Raw genomic sequence first — 24,732 nt, 5'->3', positions numbered from 1 at the left:
TTTTGTAACTTTAAGCCTATAAATTCAAGTAATTGACTTCAAACTGTTACTATTTTTTGATGATGCAATTGTACTATATCAATTATCAAATGATAATTTTAGATCAAAAATCGCCCAACTGAACAAACTTAGATATAGACGTTCTAAGCTTTCAATCACACTAAATAATGAAAAGATTTCTTTTAAGCGCATTTGTTTTAATAACATCGCTATGTGCATTTGCCGGTGCGCCGAACATTTTTTACTATGTAAACGATCAGGACAACACGCTATGGCAATTAAATGTCGACACTGGAGTTAGCTCTGAAATCGGAACCATTAGTGTTGGTGGTATTGAGGCAATAGCATTTTGGCCAATTCCCAATAATAATATTTTGTACGCTGCAAATGGAGATGATCTGGGAACCCTGGATACATCTGACGGAACCTACACTTTAATATCTGAAATTGATGGAGGAGCTACCTTAAATGGAGCTCTCGGCGCAATTGAAATTACGGATGTAGATGGACTGTCCTTTGACCCTTTTACGGGCGTATTGTGGGCTTCAGAACGACGCGGAACTAATGGTGACTATGATGTCATATTTCAGATTGATGAAACTACTGGTCAATATGTACCTGATGCCTTCGGACCAAACATAGATTATATTGTAATAGATGGAGACGGCATCTATGATGATGTTGATGATATAGCCATTAGTCCTACAACCGGGTTGATGTTCGCCGTTTCTAATAATGGAGACGTAGATCAGTTAATTAATATCAATAAATGGACCGGGGCAATCTCCGTAATTGGCAATCTTACATTTCAGGATGTAGAAGGAATGGCGTTTGCCAACAATGGAAATCTCTATGGATCGCTGGGTGGCGGGAGCAACCCGAATTTTTATGAAATTGATCCATCAGATGCCAGCATGACTGGTGGTGTTGATTTAGGAGATAATGGTGGCAACCCGGATACCGAAGCTCTTTCTGCTCTGGTCGCTGATGCCAATACAGTCTCCGGTACGCTTTTCGATGATCAAAATCTGAATGGAGTCAGGGATGGAGAGCCTGGTTTAGCAGGAGTAACGATTAATCTTTACTTGGATAACAATAGCAGCGGAGCTTTAGATGGAGGAGATAATTTATTGCAAAGAGTAACGACTAATTCATTAGGTCAGTTTTCTATTTACATCGCCACCACCGCAGAGTTGATAATCACAGTAGATGACAGCACACTTCCAAGCAATTATACCTTAACCACTACCAATCTTCAGACGGCAACATTTACAGATAATATCAATTTCTCAGAAACAAACTCAGGAAACAACTTCGGCGCGGGAGCATCTACAGATACGGATGGAGATGGCATCATGGACTTTACCGAAGGAACAGGTGATAGTGACGGTGATGGGGTATTGGATAGAGACGATCTTGATTCAGACAATGACGGAATTTTAGATGCAGATGAGGGTACCGAGGATTTAGATTATGATGGAGTTCCAAAATATAGAGATCTCGATTCTGATAATGATGGTATTCCTGATGCTGTAGAAGCAAATGGTGGCGCTGAGCCAACTAACTATTCAAGCGCTTCAGCTACCATTACAGGTTCAGTGGGAACCAATGGAATACCAGATGCAGCAGAGACTTCAGCGGATTCTGGAATTTCTATTTTGGCCAATGGAGATCAGGATGCTGATGGTATAGAAGATTATTGGGATCCGGATTCAGATAATGACGGAATTCTAGATGTAATTGAAGCAGGTGGTACCGATTCTGATGGAGACGGTAATCTGGATTCATTTGCAGATACCAATGGAGATGGAATTTCAGACGCTTTGCTTATCAGCCCACTTACTATTTTAAACACAGATCAGGCATATGAATCAGCAAATGCCCTGACTGAGCTACCCAACTATTTGGATTTGGATAGTGACAATGACGGCATAGATGATACCAATGAAGGATACAGCAACTCTCAAACTGACAGGCCTGCATTAATTACTGACGGAGATAGTGACGGAATCATTGACTTTTGGGATATCTCATTAGGAGGAACTCCAATTACTCCTAATGATCATGATTCAGACGGTACACCTGATTATTATGATACGGACTCAGATAATGATACCATCTCAGATCTCATTGAAGCGAATGATAGTAACGCAGATGGTACAGAAGATGATACCGTAACTGGTAATGATGACAATGGTAACGGAATTGATAATGCATTTGATAATGATTGCTCATCAGTATCCTATTTGAATGAAGTTTCATCCGATTATGGAGAAGAAGTGATTTCGAGCGGCAGTATGGATATTGGAAGCAGCGATTTAGAATTAATGTATGATGATCCAGATGAGCAATTGGTGGGCATTAAATTTTCAAACCTGCCAATACCAAATGGTGCTGATATTATAAGTTCATATATACAGTTTGAGGTTGACGAAAACACACATACAGGTACTGTTATAGTTGACATTTTCGGAGAACTAGTCGATGATGCATCGAATTATACAGGCACTAATAGTGATATCAGCAACAGAACTCCAACTTCCGCAAGTGAGGCATGGACAATAAATACAACATGGGATACCAATGGTGAGAGAGGTGTAAATCAGCGATCACCTGACCTTTCATTGGTAATTGAAGAAATTATTGCCCAGGGAACATGGGCATCAGGAAATGACTTAAGTTTTATCCTCCAACGAAATTCGAGCGATGCTTCCACAAACAGAAGGACCGTAAGTAATGACCCTGTCCTTGTAATAGTATATGAAGGAGGGTTAAGTTATGGGTGTGGAACCAGTGTTGCTTTACAAGATACAGACTCAGACCTCTTACCGGATTTCAGGGATAATGACGATGATAATGACGGTATCCTTACTGCTGTAGAACCAACCGATTCAGAACCGAATGGCACACCAAACTACCTGGAAACGAATACTACATGTTCAGCCACCGGAACACTAATTTCCGGAAATGCAGATGCAGTAGTCTCAACGTTTAATGAAGATACTGGAGAGCCAGGTGCAAATGCACTCGGTGCTGCTGATGGGAGTGGTGCACGTATGGGAGACGAGTCAGATGCAATTCTTGTTTTGGATATGACCGATGAAGTAAGGCTTGGAGAAGATGTTACTGTTAGATTAAGAAGTTCAGGAACCGGAAGCGCAGATATTCGCGTCCAATTTTCAAATGACAATGTCAGCTATGGATCAGCCATTGATTTAAATTTTGATAACAATGGAACGTACACCGATTATGCATTTACGGTAAACGTCTCACCAGGAGCGAGGTACATAAAGCTGACAGAAATCCTTGATTCTGAGCAAACTTTACGTATCGATGCTGTTAGTTACAGTTTTAATGATTGTGCGGCAGACACTGATCTTGACGGTGTACTAGACGCTTCTGACACAGATTCTGATAATGACGGAATACCAGATGCTACCGAAGGAACAGGAGATACGGATGGAGATGGTGTGACGGATGACCTGGACTTGGATTCTGATAATGATGGCATCCCTGATGCGGTAGAAGCAAATGGAGGAACTCTCCCAGCCAATATGACGGCTGATGGTCAATTCAATGTTCCTTATGCACAAGCAAATGATGGTGACGGAGATGGTCTTGTCAATGATGTCGATGGAACACCATTAAGTAATCCGGATACTGATGGGGACGGTCTTGATGACAGAATAGATGTAGATGCAGATGGAGACGGAATTCCGGATGTAGTGGAAGCGGGAGGAGTTGATAGCGACGGAGATGGAGTATCGGACGCTGTAACAGACGCTGACGGAGATGGACTACTCGATCTTTATGATACAAGTGAATTTGGATCCGCACTAGGAATTACATCTAGTGATGCAGATTCATTCCCGGATTATCTTGATATCGATTCAGATAATGATGGCATAACAGACCACAGAGAAGGACAAACTTCTGCTGGGTACACAGCTTCAGCCAATGTAGATACTGATGGTGATGGTCTTGATAATAACTATGATACCGATAATTCGGGAACGGCTAGCGGAACTTTCGATATCGACTCTGATGGAACACCCGACTACCTTGATACAGATTCTGACAATGATGGAATCACTGATTTGATCGAAGGAAACGATGCTAACGCTGATGGAGTAGCTGATGCAGCTTTTTCAGGTACAGATACAGATAATGATGGTTTAGATGATAATTTTGATAATGTTTCTGGGCCAGTTGCTGGAAATGAAGCGGGTTCCAATGTAGCCCTTCAAAATACGGATAGTGATTCTCAATCTGATCATCGAGATGCAGATGACGATGCAGACGGAATTTTAACCGTCAATGAAGATTTCAATGGGAATGCAGACTTTTCTGACGACTTTACTCAAGGGGGTTCTCCGGTACCTGATTACATCTTTTTAGGAGACACGGATGGAGATGGAACTGATAATGACCTGGATCAGGATAAAGACAATGATGGTATCACGGATATCAATGAAGGCGGAGGAACAGATCCTGGCGCAGATGCCGATTCGGATGGTATTCCAAACTATGCTGATTCAGATATAGCAGGCTTCATAGATGGAAATGGAGACGGTATCAATGACAATTTTGATAATGATCAGGATGGAGTCCCAAATCACTTTGACTTGGACTCGGATAATGATGGGGTTCCGGATGCAGTAGAAGCCATTGGAGGCTCATTGCCTGCAGGCATGAATGCCGATGGACAATATCCCGCTGCAACAGTAAGTGCTAACGACACGGATAGTGACGGACTCCATGATACCTACGATGCAAACAATGGAGGCAGTGCTTTAACCAACACGGATTCAGATGGAGACGGTGTGCCAAACAGCAGCGATCTGGATTCTGATAATGATGGTTTACCGGATGCTTTAGAAAATGGAGGAGGAACCTTGCCGGCAAATATGAATGCTAATGGGCAATATCCCTCAGCATATGTTGCTGCGAATGATTCAGATGATGATGGTATAGTAGATGATGTAGATCCTGATAATGGAGGAACAGCGATCACACCAAGATCGACTGACGAAGATGGTTTGATCGATGCGTATGATCGCGATTCTGATGATGACGGTCTTGCAGATATAATAGAGGTAAATGGAACCGATGCAAATGGAGATGGAGCTTTAGATAGCTTCACAGATTCCAATGCAAATGGGTTAAATGATTCTGTTGATATCAATGCTTCTGGAACCGCATTAACGTTGGTATATACTGATTTTGATAGTTATCCTGATCACTTGGATATTGATTCAGATAGCGACGGTATTGTAGATAATATTGAAGGTCAACCAACAACCGGATATAACGCACCACAAGATGTAGATACGGATGGTGACGGTATAGATGATGAGTATGATAGTGATAACGGTGGTACAGCGATCACATTACAAGACAGTGATGGTGACGGAGTATATGACTTCAGAGATACAGACTCGGATGACGATGGTGTGTTTGACAGAATTGAAGGATCAGATGCAGATCAGGATGGAGTTTTAGACCATACTGGTCCTCAAACTGATAGTGACAATGACGGACTTTCCAATCGGTTTGATACGGTTAGCGGACCTGCTGCTGGGAATGCTACCGGCAGCCAGGCTGGTTTACAAAACTCAGATTCGGACGCCATTCTGGATTGGCGAGATAATGATGACGATGGTGACGGAATTCCGACCGCCAATGAAGACAATAATGCAAACGGAAACTGGAGTGATGATTTCACGCAAGGAGGTAGCAGCCCTGATTACCTGCATGTAGATACAGATTTTGATGGAGATGGTGTTTTGGATAGTAGCGATCCGGATGCGGATAATGACGGAGTTCCAGATATTGATGAAGGATTTGGAGAAGACCCAAGTGCTGATGCCGATACCGACGGGATACCTAATTATCTGGACCCTGATTTTGTGCATGGAACACTAGGAGTATTTGTTGATTCTAATGGTGATGGAGTAAATGACCTGTTCGATACTGATCTGGATGGAATACCTAATCAAAAAGACAGAGACTCTGATAATGATGGGGTTTCTGACTTGATAGAGGCTGGAGGAACAGACTCAGATAATAATGGTATAGCGGATGACTTAACGGATACTGATGGCGATGGTATTGTAGATCTTTTTGATGGATCACCATTAGCATTGCCTGATACCGACGGTGATGGGTTGATCAACGTATTTGATGCTGATGCAGATGGAGACGGAGTGGTTGATGCAATTGAAAATGGCCAAACGGATGCAGATGGAAATGGTCGTTTAGATGGATTTACAGATACTGATGGAGATGGGTTTGATGATCGTTACAATCCGGATTCTGGTGGCTCGGCGATTACAATAGCAGACACAGATGGCGATGGATTTGATGATTATCTGGAAGGTGATAGTGATAATGATGGAATCAGTGACAATGTGGAAGCACAAACCACTGCGGGTTTTACTGCTCCGGCAGGAGCTGATGCAGATAGAGATGGAATTGATGACAACTACGATTCAGATTCAGCCGGAACGCCTATCTCTGAGGTAGATACCGATGGTGATGGCACACCGGACTTTCAGGATACAGACAGTGATGGAGATTCGGTACCGGATGTCATAGAAGCAAGTGATGCCAATAGTGATGGAATTGCTGATTGGGACGGAAATTCAGACGATATTTTTGATGCATCAGAAGGAAATACAGATTCAGATAATGACGGAATTCTGGACGCTTTTGATCCGGATAGTGGAGGCTCAGCACCCGGCTTGCAAAATACAGATGCAGCAGATGATAATGATTATCGGGATGCAGATGATGATAATGATACCATTGATACAATAGATGAAACCACGGATGCCGATACCAACGGCACGGATGATTACCTGGAAACAGATACACCTGTAGCTGGAGATACGGATGGAGATGGAGTAGCAGACACTTCAGACCTTGATGATGATAATGATGGTATACCTGATGCTACCGAAGGTACTGGTGATACAGATGGCGATGGGATTACTGATGATTTAGACCTGGACTCTGATAATGATGGAATACCTGATGCCATAGAAGCAAATGGAGGAACATTGCCATCCAATATGACACCAGAAGGCAGATTTATCATTTCTTATGCAGTAGCGAATGATAGTGATAATGACGGACTTGTAAATGATGTGGATGGTACACCATTATCAGATCCTGATTTTGACTCAGACGGACTGGAAGATCGGATAGATAAAGATGCTGATAATGATGGCATACCGGATATAATTGAAGCAGGAGGGTCTGATAGTGATGGCGATGGAGAAGTAGACGATGCTACAGATGTCGATGGAGATGGACTGGCAGATATTGTGGACTACTCCGAAAATCCGGGTGATCATTTAACACCAGGCGATAAAGATGGAGATGGAAGTGAAAACTACATTGATTTAGATAGTGATGGTGATACCATATTTGATTTAGTAGAAGAACAACGTGCTCCATCAGATATTGATACCGATAATAATGGGATAGTAGATGGCTCTACTGATGCTGATAATGATGGAGTGCTTGATTCAGTTGATCCTGATGAGGGCGGATTTGCAAGTTTGCCCGATGATTTTGATGGTGATGGACTAGCTGACTACCTGGATTTAGACAGTGATGGTGATGGATTACCTGATGCTACAGAAGGTACTGCCGATACTGACGGAGATGGGAATGAGAATTACATCGACATTGATAGTGATGGAGATGGCATTACTGATAATAGAGAAAGCCAGTCATCCTCTGTTTATCGGGCACCAAATTTAATGGATGATGATAATGACGGTCTCGATAATAGGTATGACACTGATAATGGCGGAACTGCTATCTCTATTGTAAATACAGATGGCACTGGGCTGGCTGATTACCTGGATACAGATTCAGATGATGATGGCATACCTGATAGTATAGAAGGCCATGATGCAGATCAGGATGGAGTAGCTGATCGTACAGCAATTGGTTCTGATCTTGATCAGGACGGACTTGATGATAGTTTTGATACCGTAACATCTGGTAACGCCGGCAATGCTACGGGATCCAATGCTGCGCTTATAAATACTGATGGAGGAGATCAGCGCAATTGGCAAGATGTAGATGATGACAATGACGGTACGAACACAAGTGCAGAAGATGACAATTCGAATGGAGACTGGTCTGACGATTTCACGCAAGGGCAGGAAGTGAATACAGTTCCTGACTACCTGTATAATTCCTCCACCAATCCACTGCCAGTGGAATTGGTTTATTTCAAAGGAAAATCTGAAGGCTCATCCACTTATCTGTATTGGTCTACAGCTAGCGAAACCAATAATGCATATTTTGAGATTGAGAGATCTTCCGATGGTCTTTCTTTTGAGGCGATCGGGCGAGTAGAAGGGTTTGGAAATACCAATGAATTGATTGATTACGATTATAGGGACAGTAAGCCAATTGCTGGAGCTAATTACTACAGATTAAGACAAGTTGATTACGACGGTCAGTTTGAAGTACACCAAATAATACTTGTAAACCATGAAGGGCATGTAAGTGATCTTCAGGTCGCTATATATCCAAATCCTACTGATCAATATAATCTGAATGTACGAATATCAAGCAGCGATAGTCATGCACTGGTCGACATAAAGATGACAGACATTTCAGGGCGCATCTTTTATTTGGAATCTATGCCCGGGTCTTCCATTATCGATAAGAAAATTAAGCCTCTAAATAACATGGATGCTGGCATTTATTTCATCACGGTGAAACAATCAGGAAATGTATTTAAGCATAAGATTGTGATCAAATGATCAATAGTTATTAATCAAATTCACAGCGCAGCAGGCTACTAAGCCTGCTGTTTCTGTTCTCAAGGTATTTTGTCCAAGCGAGACCGCATTAAATCCTCTTTCCAAAGCTTTTTTAACCTCCTCTGAATGGAAGTCACCTTCCGGTCCGATGAGTAGTACGATCGATTTGTTCGGATGAAGCGAATCTGAGATGTATTGATGAGACTCATCTACATGCGCGATCAGCTTGAGTTCTGAGTTGCAGTTTTCTAAAAAGGTACTGAGTGGTTGCAGTTCATTCAGCTGTAGTAGAAAAGGATTGCCTGACTGCTTCATGGCACTTATGGCCTTTTTCTGTAGCCGCTCCAGTCTGAGTTTCTTACGCTCGCTATGTTTCGTTAGGACAAATGTTACTTCATCAACTCCTATTTCACTGAGTTTCTCTATAAGCCATTCCATCCGATCAGCATTTTTTGTTGGTGAGATTGCCAGGTGAATATGAAAAGACTTCTGCGGAGCATGTTTAGACTCGATTATGTCAAATTCACATGATTTCTTAGTAACCTCAGTCAGAATAGCCCGATGTTTCCCTCCTTTTCCATCAAAAATCACTATTTCATCCCCTTTTTCGTGCCTTAACACCTGCGCACAATGTTTTGATTCCTCCTCAGAAAGCGTCCCACTGTCCTTCTGAATCTTATTTTGATAAAAAATGGTCATGCAGGTTAATTTTTAGTCTTAAAATGAAACAATTTATGCAAATCGATGAAAAAATGGATTAAAATTGAGTTGATTTTTATTTGATTTACAAAAAATAGCTACTTTTGGACATCAAAAGTAATTTGAATAATATAAACCATGGCACATTTAAGACACCAAGCTCTTAATTTAGTTCAAAACAGAAAGAAGGTCGACGTAAAAGCTCCTTCTAAACGCATCTCTGATTATTTCGGAGAAATGGCCTTCACAAAGGCTCAGATGCAGGATACACTCTCACCTGAGGTATATAAGCGTGTTACAGATTCCATAGAAAATAGAAAGAAAATAGATATTGAAACGGCAGATGCTGTAGCTGCTGCTGTTAAAAATTGGGCCATGGAGCGAGGAGTAACACACTATACTCACTGGTTTCAGCCACTTACTGGTGCAACTGCTGAAAAGCATGACTCTTTTTTCGATCCAAGCAAGGGCATTGAAAATTTTAAAGCATCGGCACTTGTACAGCAAGAGCCCGATGCGTCCTCATTTCCAAATGGAGGGATAAGAAGTACATTCGAGGCACGTGGATACACCGCATGGGATCCTTCCTCACCCATATTTATCTATGGTAAAACATTGTGTATTCCAACCATCTTTGTTGCGTACACTGGAGAAGCATTAGATCATAAAGCACCACTTTTAAAAGCACTTGAAGCAGTAGATAAAGCTGCTGTTAAAGTGTGTCGTCTATTCGATAGGAATGTATCAAAAGTAAATGCATCTCTGGGATGGGAACAAGAATACTTTTTGGTTGATAAAGCATTATATAATGCGCGCCCAGATTTAGTGATGGGTGGAAGAACAGTTTATGGTCATAACCCTGCAAGAGGTCAGCAATTAGATGATCATTACTTTGGGACTATCCCGTCAAGAATATATGATTTCATGAAAGAATATGAGATAGAATCTCATAAACTTGGAATTCCATTGATGACTCGTCACAACGAAGTAGCGCCAGGTCAGTATGAAGCTGCACCAATGTATGGAAATGTAAATGAAGCCACGGACCACAATCAATTGTTGAAAGATGTCATGGAAAAAGTGGCCAATAAACACGGCTTAAGAGTGCTTTTTCATGAAAAACCATTCGCTGGATTAAATGGTAGTGGCAAGCATAACAACTGGTCTTTGGTGACAGATACTGGAGTTAATCTGTATCAGCCGAGCAGTAGTCCTAAAGAAAACCTACTATTCCTAACCTTCTTTGTAACAACTATCAAAGCTGTACACGAATACGCAGACCAGCTTCGATCAAGCATAGCATCAGCAGGAAATGACTTTAGGTTAGGTGCTAATGAGGCGCCTCCAGCAATTATCTCCGTATTCATTGGTTCTACCTTGACTAAGGTGCTTGATCAGCTCGAAAAGTCTGGAGACATTATGTTGGAAAAAGGAGAGAACCTATACATGAAGTTAGGTATTGATCAAATACCGTCAATAATTCTTGATAATACAGACAGAAACCGTACTTCACCATTTGCATTTACCGGAAATAAATTTGAATTCCGAGCGGTGGGTTCTGATGCCAATGTATCAGATCCAATGATGGTGTTGAACACCATTATGGCGGAACAGCTTTCTGATTTTTATAAAAAAGTAAATAAACTCACTGACGGTGGTAGAGAGAAAAGACTTGCCATTATAGATGTGCTTAGAGATTATATCAAAGAATCTAAGTCTATTAGGTTTGAAGGAGATGGGTATTCAGATGAGTGGGTGAAAGAAGCTGAAAAAAGAAAGTTATCGAATGTTAGAGATACTCCTAGAGCATTAGATTTCTCCGTTACAGATAAGGCAATAAAGCTTTACGAAAAGCACAAAGTCATGAACAAAGTGGAGGTTGAAGCTCGCCATGAAATTCGCCTCGAAAACTACATCATGAAGGTTCAGATTGAATCCAGAATGATGGGCGATATTGCAAGTAATATGATTATACCCACCGCAACCAAATATCAATCTCAATTGATTGAGAATGCAAAAGGGTTAATGGATCTGGGGCTGGATGCCACGGAGATTAAAAAGACCATTGAAGAAGTATCTACTCATATAAATAATGTAAGAAGACTGGCGCATGAAATGACAGAGGAACGTAAGCGCATTAACAAGATCGAAGACATTCGTGAGAAGGCCATTGAATACTGTGATAACGTGAGAAATAAATACTTTGAGCCACTTCGATATGCCGTTGACAAGCTCGAGTTACTGGTAGACGATGAGGATTGGCCACTTCCTAAGTACAGAGAAATGTTATTTTTAAGATAATAGATAAGTTGTTAGATAAAGAGGCTGTCTCAAAAGCATAATATTCGTCATAGCGAACGAAGTGTGGCTATCTCTGGAGGGGTTCAGGACCACTTTGAATAAAGATTGCTTCGTTATACTCGCAATGACGAGACTTTTGAGACAGCCTCTTTATTTATTCATATTTTAAGTTTTCTGAGGGGTTGACTATCGCAGCTTTATAAGCCTGAAATCCTGTGGTCAGCATAACAAAAGCCATCACAACCAAAAGTACAACTACAAAAACCATGAAGCTTATTTCAGTATGATATTCGAAATCACCAAGCCAGTTATTCATGATTTTATAGCCTATAATAAAAGCAGGCAGAGCTCCTACTAAAACCAACCAGATAAAATCTTTAACAAGTAGCATTACCAAGCCTTTAACATCCGCTCCAAGCACTTTCCGCACACTAATTTCTTTCGTTCGCTGCTCGGCGGTAAATGATGCCAGACCTAGCAATCCCAGACCCGAAATGATTATCATCATCAACGCAAACCCAAGGAATAACTGACCTCTCAATTGATCACTCTCATAATCGCGTAAAAAATTCTGGTCCAGAAACTGATATTCCAATGGGGCGTTAGGAAAGAGCTCCTCCCAGGAAGCCTGTAGGTGATCAATCCCTTCTTCCAGGTCACCAGAAATTTTCACCATCGCCTGCCTGTTATTTAGATTAGGAAAAATCATAAAGGACTCAATGGGATTATATAGCGATTGATGATGAAAATCCTTTATTACACCAATCACTTTATGGAATACAGTACTATCCTGGTCAAACTGAAATCGCTTGCCAATAGGTTCATCCCAGCCAAATCGCTCAACCATTGCTTCATTTATCAATACTGCTGATGCCGTATCACTTGAGTGATCTCTTGAAAAGTTTCGTCCTCTTACCAACTCAAGATCCAACACATCAGCATAGTCATAGTCCACTCCGAACCAGTCAACTCCATAGTCCTCCATCACTCCTTCATTTGTTTCCACGAGCATCACGTTTTTACCAAAACCATTCCCTGGAACAGTAGTAGAGGTAGAGGCATTTTCAATATTAGGATTGGCTAAAAGCTTGGTTCTTAGAGTTTCCCACCGTTCACTGGTAGTTCGGTTTAGCGTAAAATTGATTACCTGATCTTTGTTGAAACCGAGATCTGCGTTTCTTACAAATTGCATTTGCTGATAAATAACTAATGTTCCTATCAGCATAAAAATAGAAACGGCAAATTGGATCCCAACTAATACCCTTCTAAGCCAAACGTTACCGGTTCTTTTACCACTTGACCCGCCTTTTATGGCTTTAATTGGACTAAATCGGGAAAGATAAAAAGCTGGGTAGGAACCACTAATCAAGCCAGTAAATACCAGGATGCCCAATAGAATAAGTATAATATTTTTTGAAAGTAAATCACTCAATATAAGTGATGTCCCAAGCTGAGAATTGATGATAGGAACAGCCACTAGCAATAGTAGAATACTTATGATCATTGATATAAGTGCGATCAGAATAGATTCGACAATAAATTGACGGATTAAAGCGCCTCTAACAGCACCCATTACTTTACGGATTCCTACCTCCAAAGATCTTCTCATAGACCTGGCTGTGGCAAGGTTCATATAATTGATGCAAGCAATCAGAACAAGGAAGATAGCAACTGCCAGGAAGATGTAGATGTAGTCAATATTTCCAAGAGCAGATGGTTCATTCTGAAAATCAGAGTAGAGGTGAATATCAAGAATATTGATCATTTCATATTTGACCTTGATGTCAAATTGGTCAAATATGGTTGCTACATATTTAGGTATGATCTCATCATTAAGTCGCTTTTCCACGTAAGCAGGATCCACGCCATCATTTAATACCACATAGGTATATAAGCCAAAGCCTCCCCAGCTTTGAGAATTAGCATAGCGCTCATTCGTACTGAATGATGCCATTGCATCCGGTCGGATATGAGATGTGACTGGAATGTCTTCATATACACCTGTTACTTTATAAGAAAATCGCTCAGTCTCCAGCAATTTGCCCATTGGATTTTCTCCTTTAAAGATCTTGTCAGCAAGTGTTCTACTTATTGTCACACTGTTGGGAGCATTGAGAGCAGTTACCGGGTCACCTTGCAGGAAGTTAACAGCAAAAACTTCAAACACTGTTGAGTCCACGAGGTACCAGTTTTCAGCCTCATAATTTCTATCATCATAACGGAAGCGTGTAGTCCCACCGCCGGCAAAACGGGTAAACTGTTTGATCTCCTGAAATTCCTCATTGACTGTCTTCCCAAGAGGTGGCTGACTTACTGCCCAACGAAATGCATTATCTGGCTCTGTAATGTCCGCGGAGATTCGATAAATATTTTCAGCATTCGGGTGATGCGTATCAAAGCTGGTCTCTTGATTGAGGTATAAAACGATAAGCAATGCGGAGGCAATACCAATAGTCAATCCCAGGATATTTAAAAGCGCATAGCCCGGTTGTCGCTTAAGGTGGCGAATAGCTACCAGAAAGTAGTTCTTTAGCATAGTATTAGAGTTTGTGACCTCAGTAATGTACTCTCTCTAATAGACTTAGTTACTTCCATTTATCACAATTAAGATTTTTTAACAGATAGTATACCTTTGTATGCAGATATGAAAACAGCAGAAATACACACTAAAAAGGGAGTGATGAAAATCGAGTTTTTCGAGAATGATGCTCCCAACACCGTAAAGAATTTCGTTGATTTAGCGAATGATGGTTACTATGATGGATTAACGTTCCATCGAGTGATCCCTAATTTTGTCATACAAGGTGGTTGCCCGAAAGGAGATGGCTCAGGTGGACCGGGTTATCAGATAGATTGTGAGCTGGACGGAGATAATCAGTATCATGATCGAGGAGTATTATCAATGGCTCACGCCGGAAGAAATACCGGAGGGTCGCAATTCTTTATTTGCCACAGCAGAGAAAATGTATCACACTTAGATCGGAATCACACCGTTTTCGGTAAGGTGGTCGACGGATTAGAAGTCATTGATCAGATAAAGGAAGATGATGTGATGGAGAAAGTGGTTATTAATGATTGATGCAATTTTAAATGAATACAAAAGCCTACTTTTAAGTGGGCTTTTTTTGTTTTAAAATCAAACATGCCAACTACTGGGGTGTTATTGTTAAAATTTAATTCCATGAAAAACTTCCTTATTCTAATCATATTTTTTTCAGCCATTTCGAGCTATAGTCAGCCAAGAGCACAGGCGGATACTATTCCAACCTCAGATGGAGATTTAATTGTTCAGCCCATTATTCATGGAACGTTGGTATTGAAGTGGAAGAAGCAGGTCATCTATGTAGATCCATATGGTGGTGGAGAGCGATTTGAGGGGCTGGATAATCCTAGTTTAATTCTCATAACAGACATTCATGGTGATCACTTAAATCAAAAAACACTCGATGCACTAAATACAGATCGATCTACTTTTATAGTTCCTCAAGCCGTAAAGGACAAACTCTCAAAGGAAATGCAATCCAGAGCTAACGTAATTGCCAATGGTCAAACCATTGTTTTTGAGGAAATTGAAATTCTTGCTGTTCCCATGTATAACCTTCCGGAAACAGACGACTCTCGTCATCCAAAAGGACGCGGAAATGGATACGTACTTAATATAGGTGGAAAGAGAGTCTATATTTCAGGAGATACGGAAGACATCCCTGAGATGCGAAATTTACGAAATATTGATATCGCATTTGTTTGTATGAACCTGCCGTACACCATGGATATAGAACAAGCTGCCAGTGCAGTGAATGAATTCAACCCTGCAGTAGTTTACCCCTTTCATTATCGGGGGAAGGATGGATTAAGCGATGTTGAATCCTTCAAATCCAAAATTCAATCTGTTAATCCTGAAGTAGAAGTGAGGCTTAAGAACTGGTATCCGGAATAGACCATTTTTTATTTGTGTCAGCACAATAATGTTTATTGTGTGCATGAGTTTTTGTTCGTCTATTATTTCTGGGTGTTGGTCGATTCGACTAATGGTTGAAATTTATGCAATCGATTGCACTAAAACCTGCCTCATAGGCTGTTTCCAAATATTAAGGCAGTGTTATGTCCAAAATATCTCTTTATCAATAAAAAATTGGGAGTCTCTCCGTTCTTGCAATCTTTTGAAAGAGTCTTTAGATTGTGCTAGCCTTTTAAATAATTAGTTTACTAACCCATTAAAACAATCATTATGAAGAAACTTCTTTTGGTTTCTCTAATGATTTTCTTGACTAGCATAGCCATTGCGCAGGAAGATTCCGGTGGAATCAGTCCTGAGTCGGGAGAATTATTAATAGAAATCACCTCATCACCTTTTGGCAGAGACGTAAGCTCATCATCGAGCGGTACGACCTTGCTGAATTTTGGTCAGTTCAGGGCCAGGTATTTCCTAACTGACGCTTTAGTTCCACGCCTCGGCGTTTGGTTTTCCATTGATGATAACAAAGGTGGAATGTCAACTCCAGACGTGACACAAACTGTTTCACAATTCATGGTTACACCCGGCATAGAATACCATTTCTTAAATGAAAATGGTTTTACATCTTATGCTGCCTTAGATGTAATCGTTACAAGCAGATCTGTTAAACAACTAAGTGAAACAGATGCTGATATTGCAGGGGCACTTCCCAATCCAGGCGAAGATGTTTCTTCCATTATTACTGAGAATAACCGATCGTTCAGTTTTGACGAGCGAGGATTTTTTGGTATTGGAGCAATGGGAGCTGTAGGAGCCGACTATCATTTTTCCTCTCGATTTTACATGGGAGCTGAGATAGGATTCTACTTTGTTACCGGAAAAAGTTCTGATGTGGAAATTGATGGTACCCTTTATCAAAGCGGTATCAAATATTTCGAAGGTGGCGTAAAAACCAGCAACTCATTCAGAATTGGATTCAAACTACTTTAACTAACGTCTAGAATAATGAAAAAATTATACAATAATATATTATACCTAAGGGCATTAATGCTGATCACAATGGTCGGGTTTTTTGCTTTTAGTGCAAATGCGCAAAGCATTACGATTAATTCGTCAACAGCGACCGCATTATACCCATTTGATACATATGAGGTCGATTATACTGCGACTGGATATCCAGCAGGTACCACTTTTTACCTGGTATTAGATGTAAACTCAAATGGATACCTCGATGCTGAGGAAGATAATGAAGATATTATCATAGATAGCAGCACTAGTGCTAGTGGCGTATTGGATGGAAGCCTGCCTAATATTGGTGGGAACTCCTATGATGTCTACATAGTAGCTGCCGAGGACGGTACCATTGGAGATGTGATCAATGAAACCTTCTCAGTTGGAATTGGTACAACATCCGGTACTTTAAGTGTAAACTATCCATATACATTTGATCAGGGTACGGTTGAAAGATCTGCTACAACAACGACTCAGGATTTAACATCTGATGACTATTTTGTCTTAGTTGTCGATGTGACTGCAACTGATGTTGTACCAGCAAATGATCTTGTTGTAGAAGTATCAACTAATGGTACAGATTACTCTGCACTGACTGACCAACAAGGTAACAGTTCATTCTCTGCGTTTGACGGGGAATTGATTTTTGCACTTTCGCAAACTTTAAATACAAGCACAGTCACTTTTAGAGTTGTCCAAAATAACAGTGCAACTATTGCAGCTGCTACTGAAACATGGTCACTCAATAGCATAGATTTCTATGAGTATAGTGGTACGCTTGTTCAGTATAATGAGCAATACGTAGATTTTATCACTGTTAATAACCCGGTAATCACTATTGATGCTGATTCTTATGGTGATTATGTAGGTGAAGATATTTCTGTGGAGTATTCATCTGACGGTTTTACTTCAGGTGCAAACTTCTATTTATTCACAAATGAATTTGGTGAAGGTGGGGAGTCTGATCTTATTGATTTAGATAATCGAATAGTTCTAGGATCTGCAACTACCAATTCAGCAATTATCGAGGAAACATGGCCATTTGATATGGGCGGTGATACTTGGTCGCTTTACGTTGCTGGTTTTTATGGCGATGTAGATGATCCAAACACGGTTTATTTTGACGGTGAAGGTGGACAAGATGACATTCTAAATGTTGCTGGCTCAGATGAAGATCCGGCAGGATCAATACTAACCTTTGATTTGGCTGGTGCGAGATCTGCTGCCACTAACCCTGTGGATTTATCATCCTCAACTAATGTTACGTTAGAAATAGATGTTTCTGGTGCTGGTGCAGCAAACCCTCTGTTGGTACAATATTCAACAAATGGAACTACTTGGACCAATCTTGAAGCAAGAGATGGATCTGATGAAATTGACGCAGCAGGTACATATGAATATGATATTGAAGGAGGAGCACTATCTGCAACTACGAGGTTGAGAGTTGTGCAAGAATCAACTGAAAGTGCCGGCGTGAATACCTGGAATCTGAATTGGTTTGAAGTTCGATTCTACGAATTTGTAACATCTCAATTTGTTGATACCAGAAGTGTTTTCAATTATTCTGTTACAGTAAATGATATAGAGGATTTCGAAGCGACGGATATTACGGGAGGTACGGTGTATCCTGGAGACGAAATAACAGTTAATGCAGATAGAGATGGATTTGATCTTAGTACGGATATAAGTGCAACTGCAGATTATACCGTAGTTATCGATAATAGATACACACTAGACGATGCGGTTGTTTCCATAGATGGTGTTACCGAAGAGATCAGTATCACAGGTACCATACCTACGACGTTGGAATATGGAAATTATGATGTGGCTGTAAAGGTCTTCGACGGATCATCTCCTTTGATAGGATTGGATGTTACTGTTTTTGATGATTTCCATGTATTGGATGATCTGGCAATTGTTGGTGATGACGAAGTTGAGGAAGGTGATTCTGATGCATCATTCACATTGGCAGGTGATAGAAGTTTAACTACTCCTGCAATAGATGTAGAATCAACTGATGACCTCACAATTTCATTTTATCTGGACAGGTTGTCTGGAGCATTAAGCCCGGCAGGAACGGATATTATGGTACAGGTAAACGCTGATGGCGGGGGCTTTATAGATATTGCTTCATTCAATATCAATGATGCTGCTGGCGGAGAGACATTCACGATTGAAAGCGCCGACTTACCAGGTGCTTATGTTGGTGGATCATCTGTTTTCAGGTTTATGCAAGAAAGTAACAACGGATTGGATCTGGATACCTGGTACATTTCGAATATTGAAATCCAAGGTGGAACGAATATTTTCGAGCCAGAGTATATGGAGTACAATACTCAGATGCTCGAGGTACTTGAGCCTAACATTGAGCTTACTGCAATCGATAATATTAATTCTGTTTTCTATCCTGGAGATGCTATTGATATCGAATTTGATGTTACAGGTAGCTTTCCTGATGGAACAACATTTGACCTTCTCTTAGAAACTGGGTTTGATGAAGCTGGTGATATTCTAGTAGAAGGAGATATAAATGCTGCAGGCACGATTGCCACTACCGTACCATCACTAGCTCCTGGTACCTATGATCTACATATCCTTTCTAGTTATGAAGAAGTAGAATCAAATACGGTTCAGCTAGTCATTTCTGAGGTGTTAATTACAAATATCGCTATTTCATCTACAGACGCTATTCAGGTTGGTTCTAACTCCATTGTTTATCCTGGAAGCTCAATAGATATAGCTTACGACATAGAAGGAACAGTGAGTGTGGATGCGGTCATTAATCTTGAGATTTATGATAATGACTTAGAAGAATATATTCTGATTGAAGAAGGTGTAGCTATAACAAATACCATTTCATCAACGCTTCCGACTGGAGCCGCATTTTATGATGGTGGCGATGCAGATTTCAGATTGACTGTTACGAATGGAAATCTGAATGAAATTGTCATGGAGGATTTGACCTGGAATAATAGTGATGATGAAACAACTGGTTCTGGCCAGTATTTCCCAGTAGCCGACCGAGAAGGATATGTGAGTAGCAATTACTGGTACGCTGGCAGTGGTCAAAGAACTGCAACATCGATTCCATTGGACTTTTCAATGGGTGGTGAAGTAGATTTTGATTTAAGGCTTTTAAGTACTGCTTATTATGAATTTGATCAAGAGATACGCCTAGAGTATTCTATAGACGAGGGTGAAACATGGGAAGTATTAGAAACAGGTACCATAATCAATTCTACAGCAGATATCTTTCCTGATAATCTGGAAATTCCAGAAGAAGCATGGTCAGACGCACTTCTTTTAAGATTCATTTATAATGAAGATGAAAGCGTTTCTAGCATAGAAAACCTCATCTATTTCTATGGATTCGAAATTTATAATTTCGAAGAAATCCCTGTTGCCACGTCTGAGTTTGGATTTGGTGGTGATCTGGTTGTTGAAACACTTTCTGTAAGCCTTGCAACCATAGAAGATACCGATTTCGTATTAGGCGAAGAATTTACCGTAGAATACAACGCAGTTGGTCCATTCCCGGCAGAAGTTGAATTTGCAATTGCGCTATTTGACGATTCAGGTGATTTCTATGCAACACTCGCTGAGGTTGATCAAACGGATGCAGTACAACAGGTAGTAAATATGCCTTATGAGGATGGTGAGTATACCATTTCAGTACTTCCGTTCATTAGAGAAACAGCAAGTGATGTGTTCAGACCAGAAGCAGAAGTGATTGATCTGGATGAAGAGGATGACTTTGATATTATCGCTGGTGGCTCTTTAGATGGAGGAGGCGAGGCAGAATTCGACCAATCAGGAGATCGCTTATTGCGAACCATCGAGATTGATTTATCCGGAGTGGGTTCTGCTACTTTAGATTTTGACTTTGATTGGGACAATGGAGCAGATATTACTCCACTATCAACAGTACCTCAATTGCAGGCATCATCTGATGGAAGCATATTTACTAATATACCAGTAACGGGTTCAACCTTTGAGGATGATGGCATCATCTATCCTACGATGACATTTTCTGTCGAGATACCTGCTGAATACCTAACAGCAACGACGCAATTCCAATGGGTACAAGATGTGAATCTTGGATCTGGATCTGATGTATGGTCAGTTTCTAATATGGCAGTTACATTAGGATCTTCAAATGAATGGGATGAGTCATTGTATAATGCATTCGGTAACGATCAAACCATCTTTGTCAATAATCCTGACTTAGGTAACTACGTTTGGGAACAAGCTGATCAAACTGATGCAGTCTTTGGAGGTGAAACCTTCGATTACAATTGGGATTTTGATCCGGATCTTTTGGAAGAGAGCACCTTCCCAACTGGAACGGAATTCGTATTCTCAATTAATAGAGAAGATCCAGCAACTGGTGAAAACCTGGTCATAGGATCTGCCAGTGCACTAGGTACATTCACTTCTGAAATGATCCCAGTGACCATTGAAAATGATACATATGATGTGTTGTTAACTGCGACAGTCTTGGATGGTGACGATGAAGAAGTTGTGATTTTTGAAGAAGAAGATATAGCTGACCTTGACATCTTTATTAGAGCTGTTGAAGCAAGTTATGTTGGTGATGAAAACGCAGTAATTTATGCAGGTAGCGACCTTGAATTTGAAATATTAATTGAGAACGAGGAATCTGCAGGAACATTTGACGACCTGAATGCCAACTTAATCATCGATTATGATGGTGATCGTTGGTTGCTAGCTTCACAGCTAGGTACAGGCAACATATCTGCTACATTCCCTCCATTCGTTACTTCTGCCAGAAATGGCGAAGGTGGCGATGATATAGAAGTATTAATCGAGTTTTCAGAAGATGGTCCCGTAGGAGCAATTGGGGAGATCATTGAAGACAATCCAATTAGCAACCTTACTGAGGATGAAGACAATTTCATAAGTGGTGATCCCGACGGTGAAGGTGGGGTTGATTTCCAAAATACAAGTGGACGTGGACTGATTACTACCATTGATATTGATGGTAGTGAATTGGAAGATGCGTTGCTTTTAGAATTTGATCTAACGTTTGATCAGTTACCAGAAGATCTTACCAATGATCAGTATGTAGTGTTGGAATACTCCACTGATGGAGGTGCGACATACACCGAAATAGAAACATTCCCTGAAACAGACGCTGAGGAAACTTTGACTAATGAAAGATTTAGATTTGATGTTTTACAAGCGTGGAGAGATTCGGATACTCGATTCAGATGGAGGCAAGAGGAAATCAAAGGAAGTCTTCTGATTGAAGATATCGGATTCACTTTTGCTGAAGTACTTCCATTTGATTACGTTAGTACTACAGTAGATATCCAAAAGCAGTCTCTACTAGTAACGAACCTCAACGCTGAGGAAGCGTGCTTTAGCGATGAGATTGTACTCGATTACGAAGCTAGAGGTACTTTTGGTGCTGATAACATCGTCACTGTACATATTGAGTCTCTGAATGGATCTGTTGATCAAGACTTAACACTGGAATTTGATGGAATTACTGGAGGAACAGGATCATTACCTGGTTTTACCCTTCCTACGGACATTTATGATCCGGGTGATGATAATTTGAACTTTAGGTTTAGTCTGAATTATTCAGATGATACCTATAGTGATATCGGAGAAGGTTATTCTGGTAATAATGAACCATTGAGTGAAAGCAATATTGAAGTTGTATCAAGAATTGATTTGGACGCAGAGTTTTCTCTGACATCTAGCGATTTGGTATGTGACGGAGAAGATGTGATGGTTAACATTGATGATGTTCAAAATCACTTCACCTACACGGTATTTGATGTTGCGGTAGGAGCTGGTACACCTTTGGGGTCTTTGACGTACGATCCTGAAGATGGCGAAACAGAAATTAATCTGGGCACCATCGCTGATGGTACTACATTAGGTATGCAGGTTACTTCCAGTACATCTGCAGGAACTACATGTAGAACTATCACTTCAACATATACATTGGATATTGAATTTCAGCCAAATGCGCTTGTATGGTTATACAATGATAATTTGGATGAGTATGAGGAAGTTGCAAATGGACAATCGGTAGATGTTTGTGAAGACGGATCCATTTATTTGTCACTTGGTAGAGATGCAGATGAAGCGTATGACGAAGACTTCTCTTCTACTTTGATCGAATGGTTTAGAGATGATGTAAATACTCCGGTTGCAATTGATGAATCTTATATTAGCAATAATGAGATTAACAATGTTTCAGGAAGTTATTTCGCTCGAATCACAGACGGTGCTTGTCAATATTTGACTGAAGCAATTCAGGTGAATATTCTCATGTCTCCAGCTAAACCTACCATTACAATCACAAGTGGTTCATTAACCGGATGTGAAGGTGATGATCCCGTAGTGATGGAAGGTCCAACCGGGTTTGCATTTTACGAATGGAGTACCCCTGGTGGTACATTGACTTCTCGAGTGATTGAAGCTGATGAGCAAGGTACGTATACGTTACAAGTTTCTGATCAGCCTTTCAGTGGAACCACTTCTAGCTGTGCTAGTAATTCTTCAGATCCGGTAACATTAGAGCGCTACAATCTTTCTGAGTTTGGAATTTCATTAACCACAAGTATTACTGCGGGAGATGTTATTGCCGATGGACAGATTATAGAAGAATGTGGATCTGAGAGAATATACTTCTTCGATGATACATCGTACGGAGTTAATGGTGGAACTGTAGAAATAATTCGAGATGGTGTGAGTGAAGGTTTTACCACCAGTAATTTCATTGACTTGGATGAATCAGGTGTTTATAGCTTTAACTGGATCAATGATGATGCTCCAATCGGAACATCGTGTACAGTATCTTCTGTACAGTTCACATTGACAATTTTTGAAGCACCTGATGCGGTTACAATTACAACTACTGACGTAACTGATTTTTGTGAAGGAAACGGTTCTGTTACATTAACAGCTCCTGCAGGATTCGCTCAGTATAGATGGTTAAATTTTGGTAGTGCAATAGATTCCAATACCGATGGATTTGGTAATACCAATAACACAATAGTCGTAGATTATGCTGGTGAATTTTCAGTTCAGGTATCCAATCAAGCAGATGGTACAGGTTGTTTCAGTGCATTATCCAATGAGATAGATGTAAATGTTAGACAATTTGCATCTGATGGAATTGGCGTAGACCAACAAGGTACTCTTTGTGGTCCAGGTACAGCTGTCTATGAAATTACAAGCACATTAGATGATTATAATTATCAAATATTCAATAGTATTACTGATGTAGCTATTGGACCTGCCTTTAGAGGTAATAACAATAATGCATCCATTTTTGTGGATATTCCTGTGACGGAACAAACTGAGTTCTATGTGATGGTGAGTTATGCTTCAGGTGAGGGTTGTCCTGATCCGGAACCATCTACCACTTTCACTGTAAGCTTTTACGATGTATCGTTAGAGCTTGATGGAAATAACATTGAAGCTGTTACTTCTGGTGGATTCAGTTATGATGAGATCGAGTGGTTCAGAAATGGAGTTAGGTTACAACAAAGAAGTGGTGATAATTCCATTTTTGTGACTGACAATGCTGAGTACAGTGCCGAGGTTACTTTTGATGATGGTGCTTGTGTGATAACAACTAATACGGTTGCTGTTGAAGGTGCCAGAATCCAAACGTTCTTTGGTGATCTGGAAGCATCAACTTATCCAAATCCATCTTCAGATTTTATCAATGTTGATATGAAGGGTGGAGATCTTGGAGCTTATCAGGTAAGTGTATCTAACCTATCCGGTCAGGTGATGCTTTCTGAAGAGTTTGAGAAAACAGAAGAAGATGATTCAATGGCAGTTGATATCAGATCTATTGACAAGGGTATTTATACCTTAATCATTAGAAAGGGTAATACTGTTCAAAGCTTCAGAATTGTAAAACAATAAATTAATAGAGTAGAGCAGTAGGGGTTGTACTCCTACTGCTTCCCTTAAAAACATATATAA

The 24,732-nt window shown here is 40.4% G+C and carries 8 protein-coding genes; 6 read left to right on the top strand and 2 right to left on the bottom strand.

Annotated features, from left to right (window positions below; genetic code table 11):
* The first annotated feature begins 167 nt into the window (after positions 1 to 167).
* On the top strand, positions 168 to 8,789 hold the full coding sequence (locus ACO05G_RS10915) for a T9SS type A sorting domain-containing protein (RefSeq protein WP_421762810.1): 8,622 nt from the start codon (positions 168 to 170) through the stop codon (positions 8,787 to 8,789).
* Here ACO05G_RS10915 and ACO05G_RS10910 read toward each other — a convergent pair whose 3' ends face one another.
* Positions 8,790 to 9,488, bottom strand: a complete 699-nt coding sequence (locus ACO05G_RS10910) for a 16S rRNA (uracil(1498)-N(3))-methyltransferase (protein WP_421762809.1) — start codon at positions 9,486 to 9,488, stop codon at positions 8,790 to 8,792.
* 138 nt (positions 9,489 to 9,626) lie between these two features.
* On the opposite strand from ACO05G_RS10910, the gene ACO05G_RS10905 reads away from it, so the two are divergent.
* Complete coding sequence (locus ACO05G_RS10905) at positions 9,627 to 11,789, top strand: glutamine synthetase III (protein ID WP_421762808.1); 2,163 nt, start codon at positions 9,627 to 9,629, stop codon at positions 11,787 to 11,789.
* 154 nt (positions 11,790 to 11,943) lie between these two features.
* Here ACO05G_RS10905 and ACO05G_RS10900 read toward each other — a convergent pair whose 3' ends face one another.
* The gene (locus ACO05G_RS10900; RefSeq protein WP_421762807.1) at positions 11,944 to 14,325 is read right to left on the bottom strand and encodes an ABC transporter permease; all 2,382 of its coding nucleotides are present in this window, start codon (positions 14,323 to 14,325) and stop codon (positions 11,944 to 11,946) included.
* 108 nt (positions 14,326 to 14,433) lie between these two features.
* Here ACO05G_RS10900 and ACO05G_RS10895 point away from each other — a divergent pair, with 108 nt between their 5' ends.
* The 4 genes from ACO05G_RS10895 to ACO05G_RS10880 all read left to right on the top strand — a co-directional run bounded on the left by ACO05G_RS10895 (position 14,434) and on the right by ACO05G_RS10880 (position 24,672).
* On the top strand, positions 14,434 to 14,868 hold the full coding sequence (locus ACO05G_RS10895) for a peptidylprolyl isomerase (protein WP_421762806.1): 435 nt from the start codon (positions 14,434 to 14,436) through the stop codon (positions 14,866 to 14,868).
* Between the two features lie 102 nt (positions 14,869 to 14,970).
* A complete protein-coding gene (locus ACO05G_RS10890; protein WP_421762805.1) occupies positions 14,971 to 15,726 on the top strand; it encodes an MBL fold metallo-hydrolase in 756 nt (251 codons plus the stop codon).
* Positions 15,727 to 16,017: 291 nt separating this feature from the next.
* Positions 16,018 to 16,734 (top strand): hypothetical protein, encoded by a 717-nt coding sequence (locus ACO05G_RS10885; protein WP_348284115.1) that lies wholly within the window; start codon positions 16,018 to 16,020, stop codon positions 16,732 to 16,734.
* Positions 16,735 to 16,749: 15 nt separating this feature from the next.
* Positions 16,750 to 24,672: a T9SS type A sorting domain-containing protein gene (locus tag ACO05G_RS10880; RefSeq protein WP_421762804.1), complete on the top strand. Its 7,923-nt coding sequence runs from the start codon at positions 16,750 to 16,752 to the stop codon at positions 24,670 to 24,672.
* The last annotated feature ends 60 nt before the right edge of the window (positions 24,673 to 24,732 follow it).

The sequence above is a fragment of the Ekhidna sp. genome (assembly GCF_965227465.1).
GTDB lineage: Bacteria > Bacteroidota > Bacteroidia > Cytophagales > Cyclobacteriaceae > Ekhidna.
This window is presented reverse-complemented; position numbering and strand designations above follow the sequence as displayed.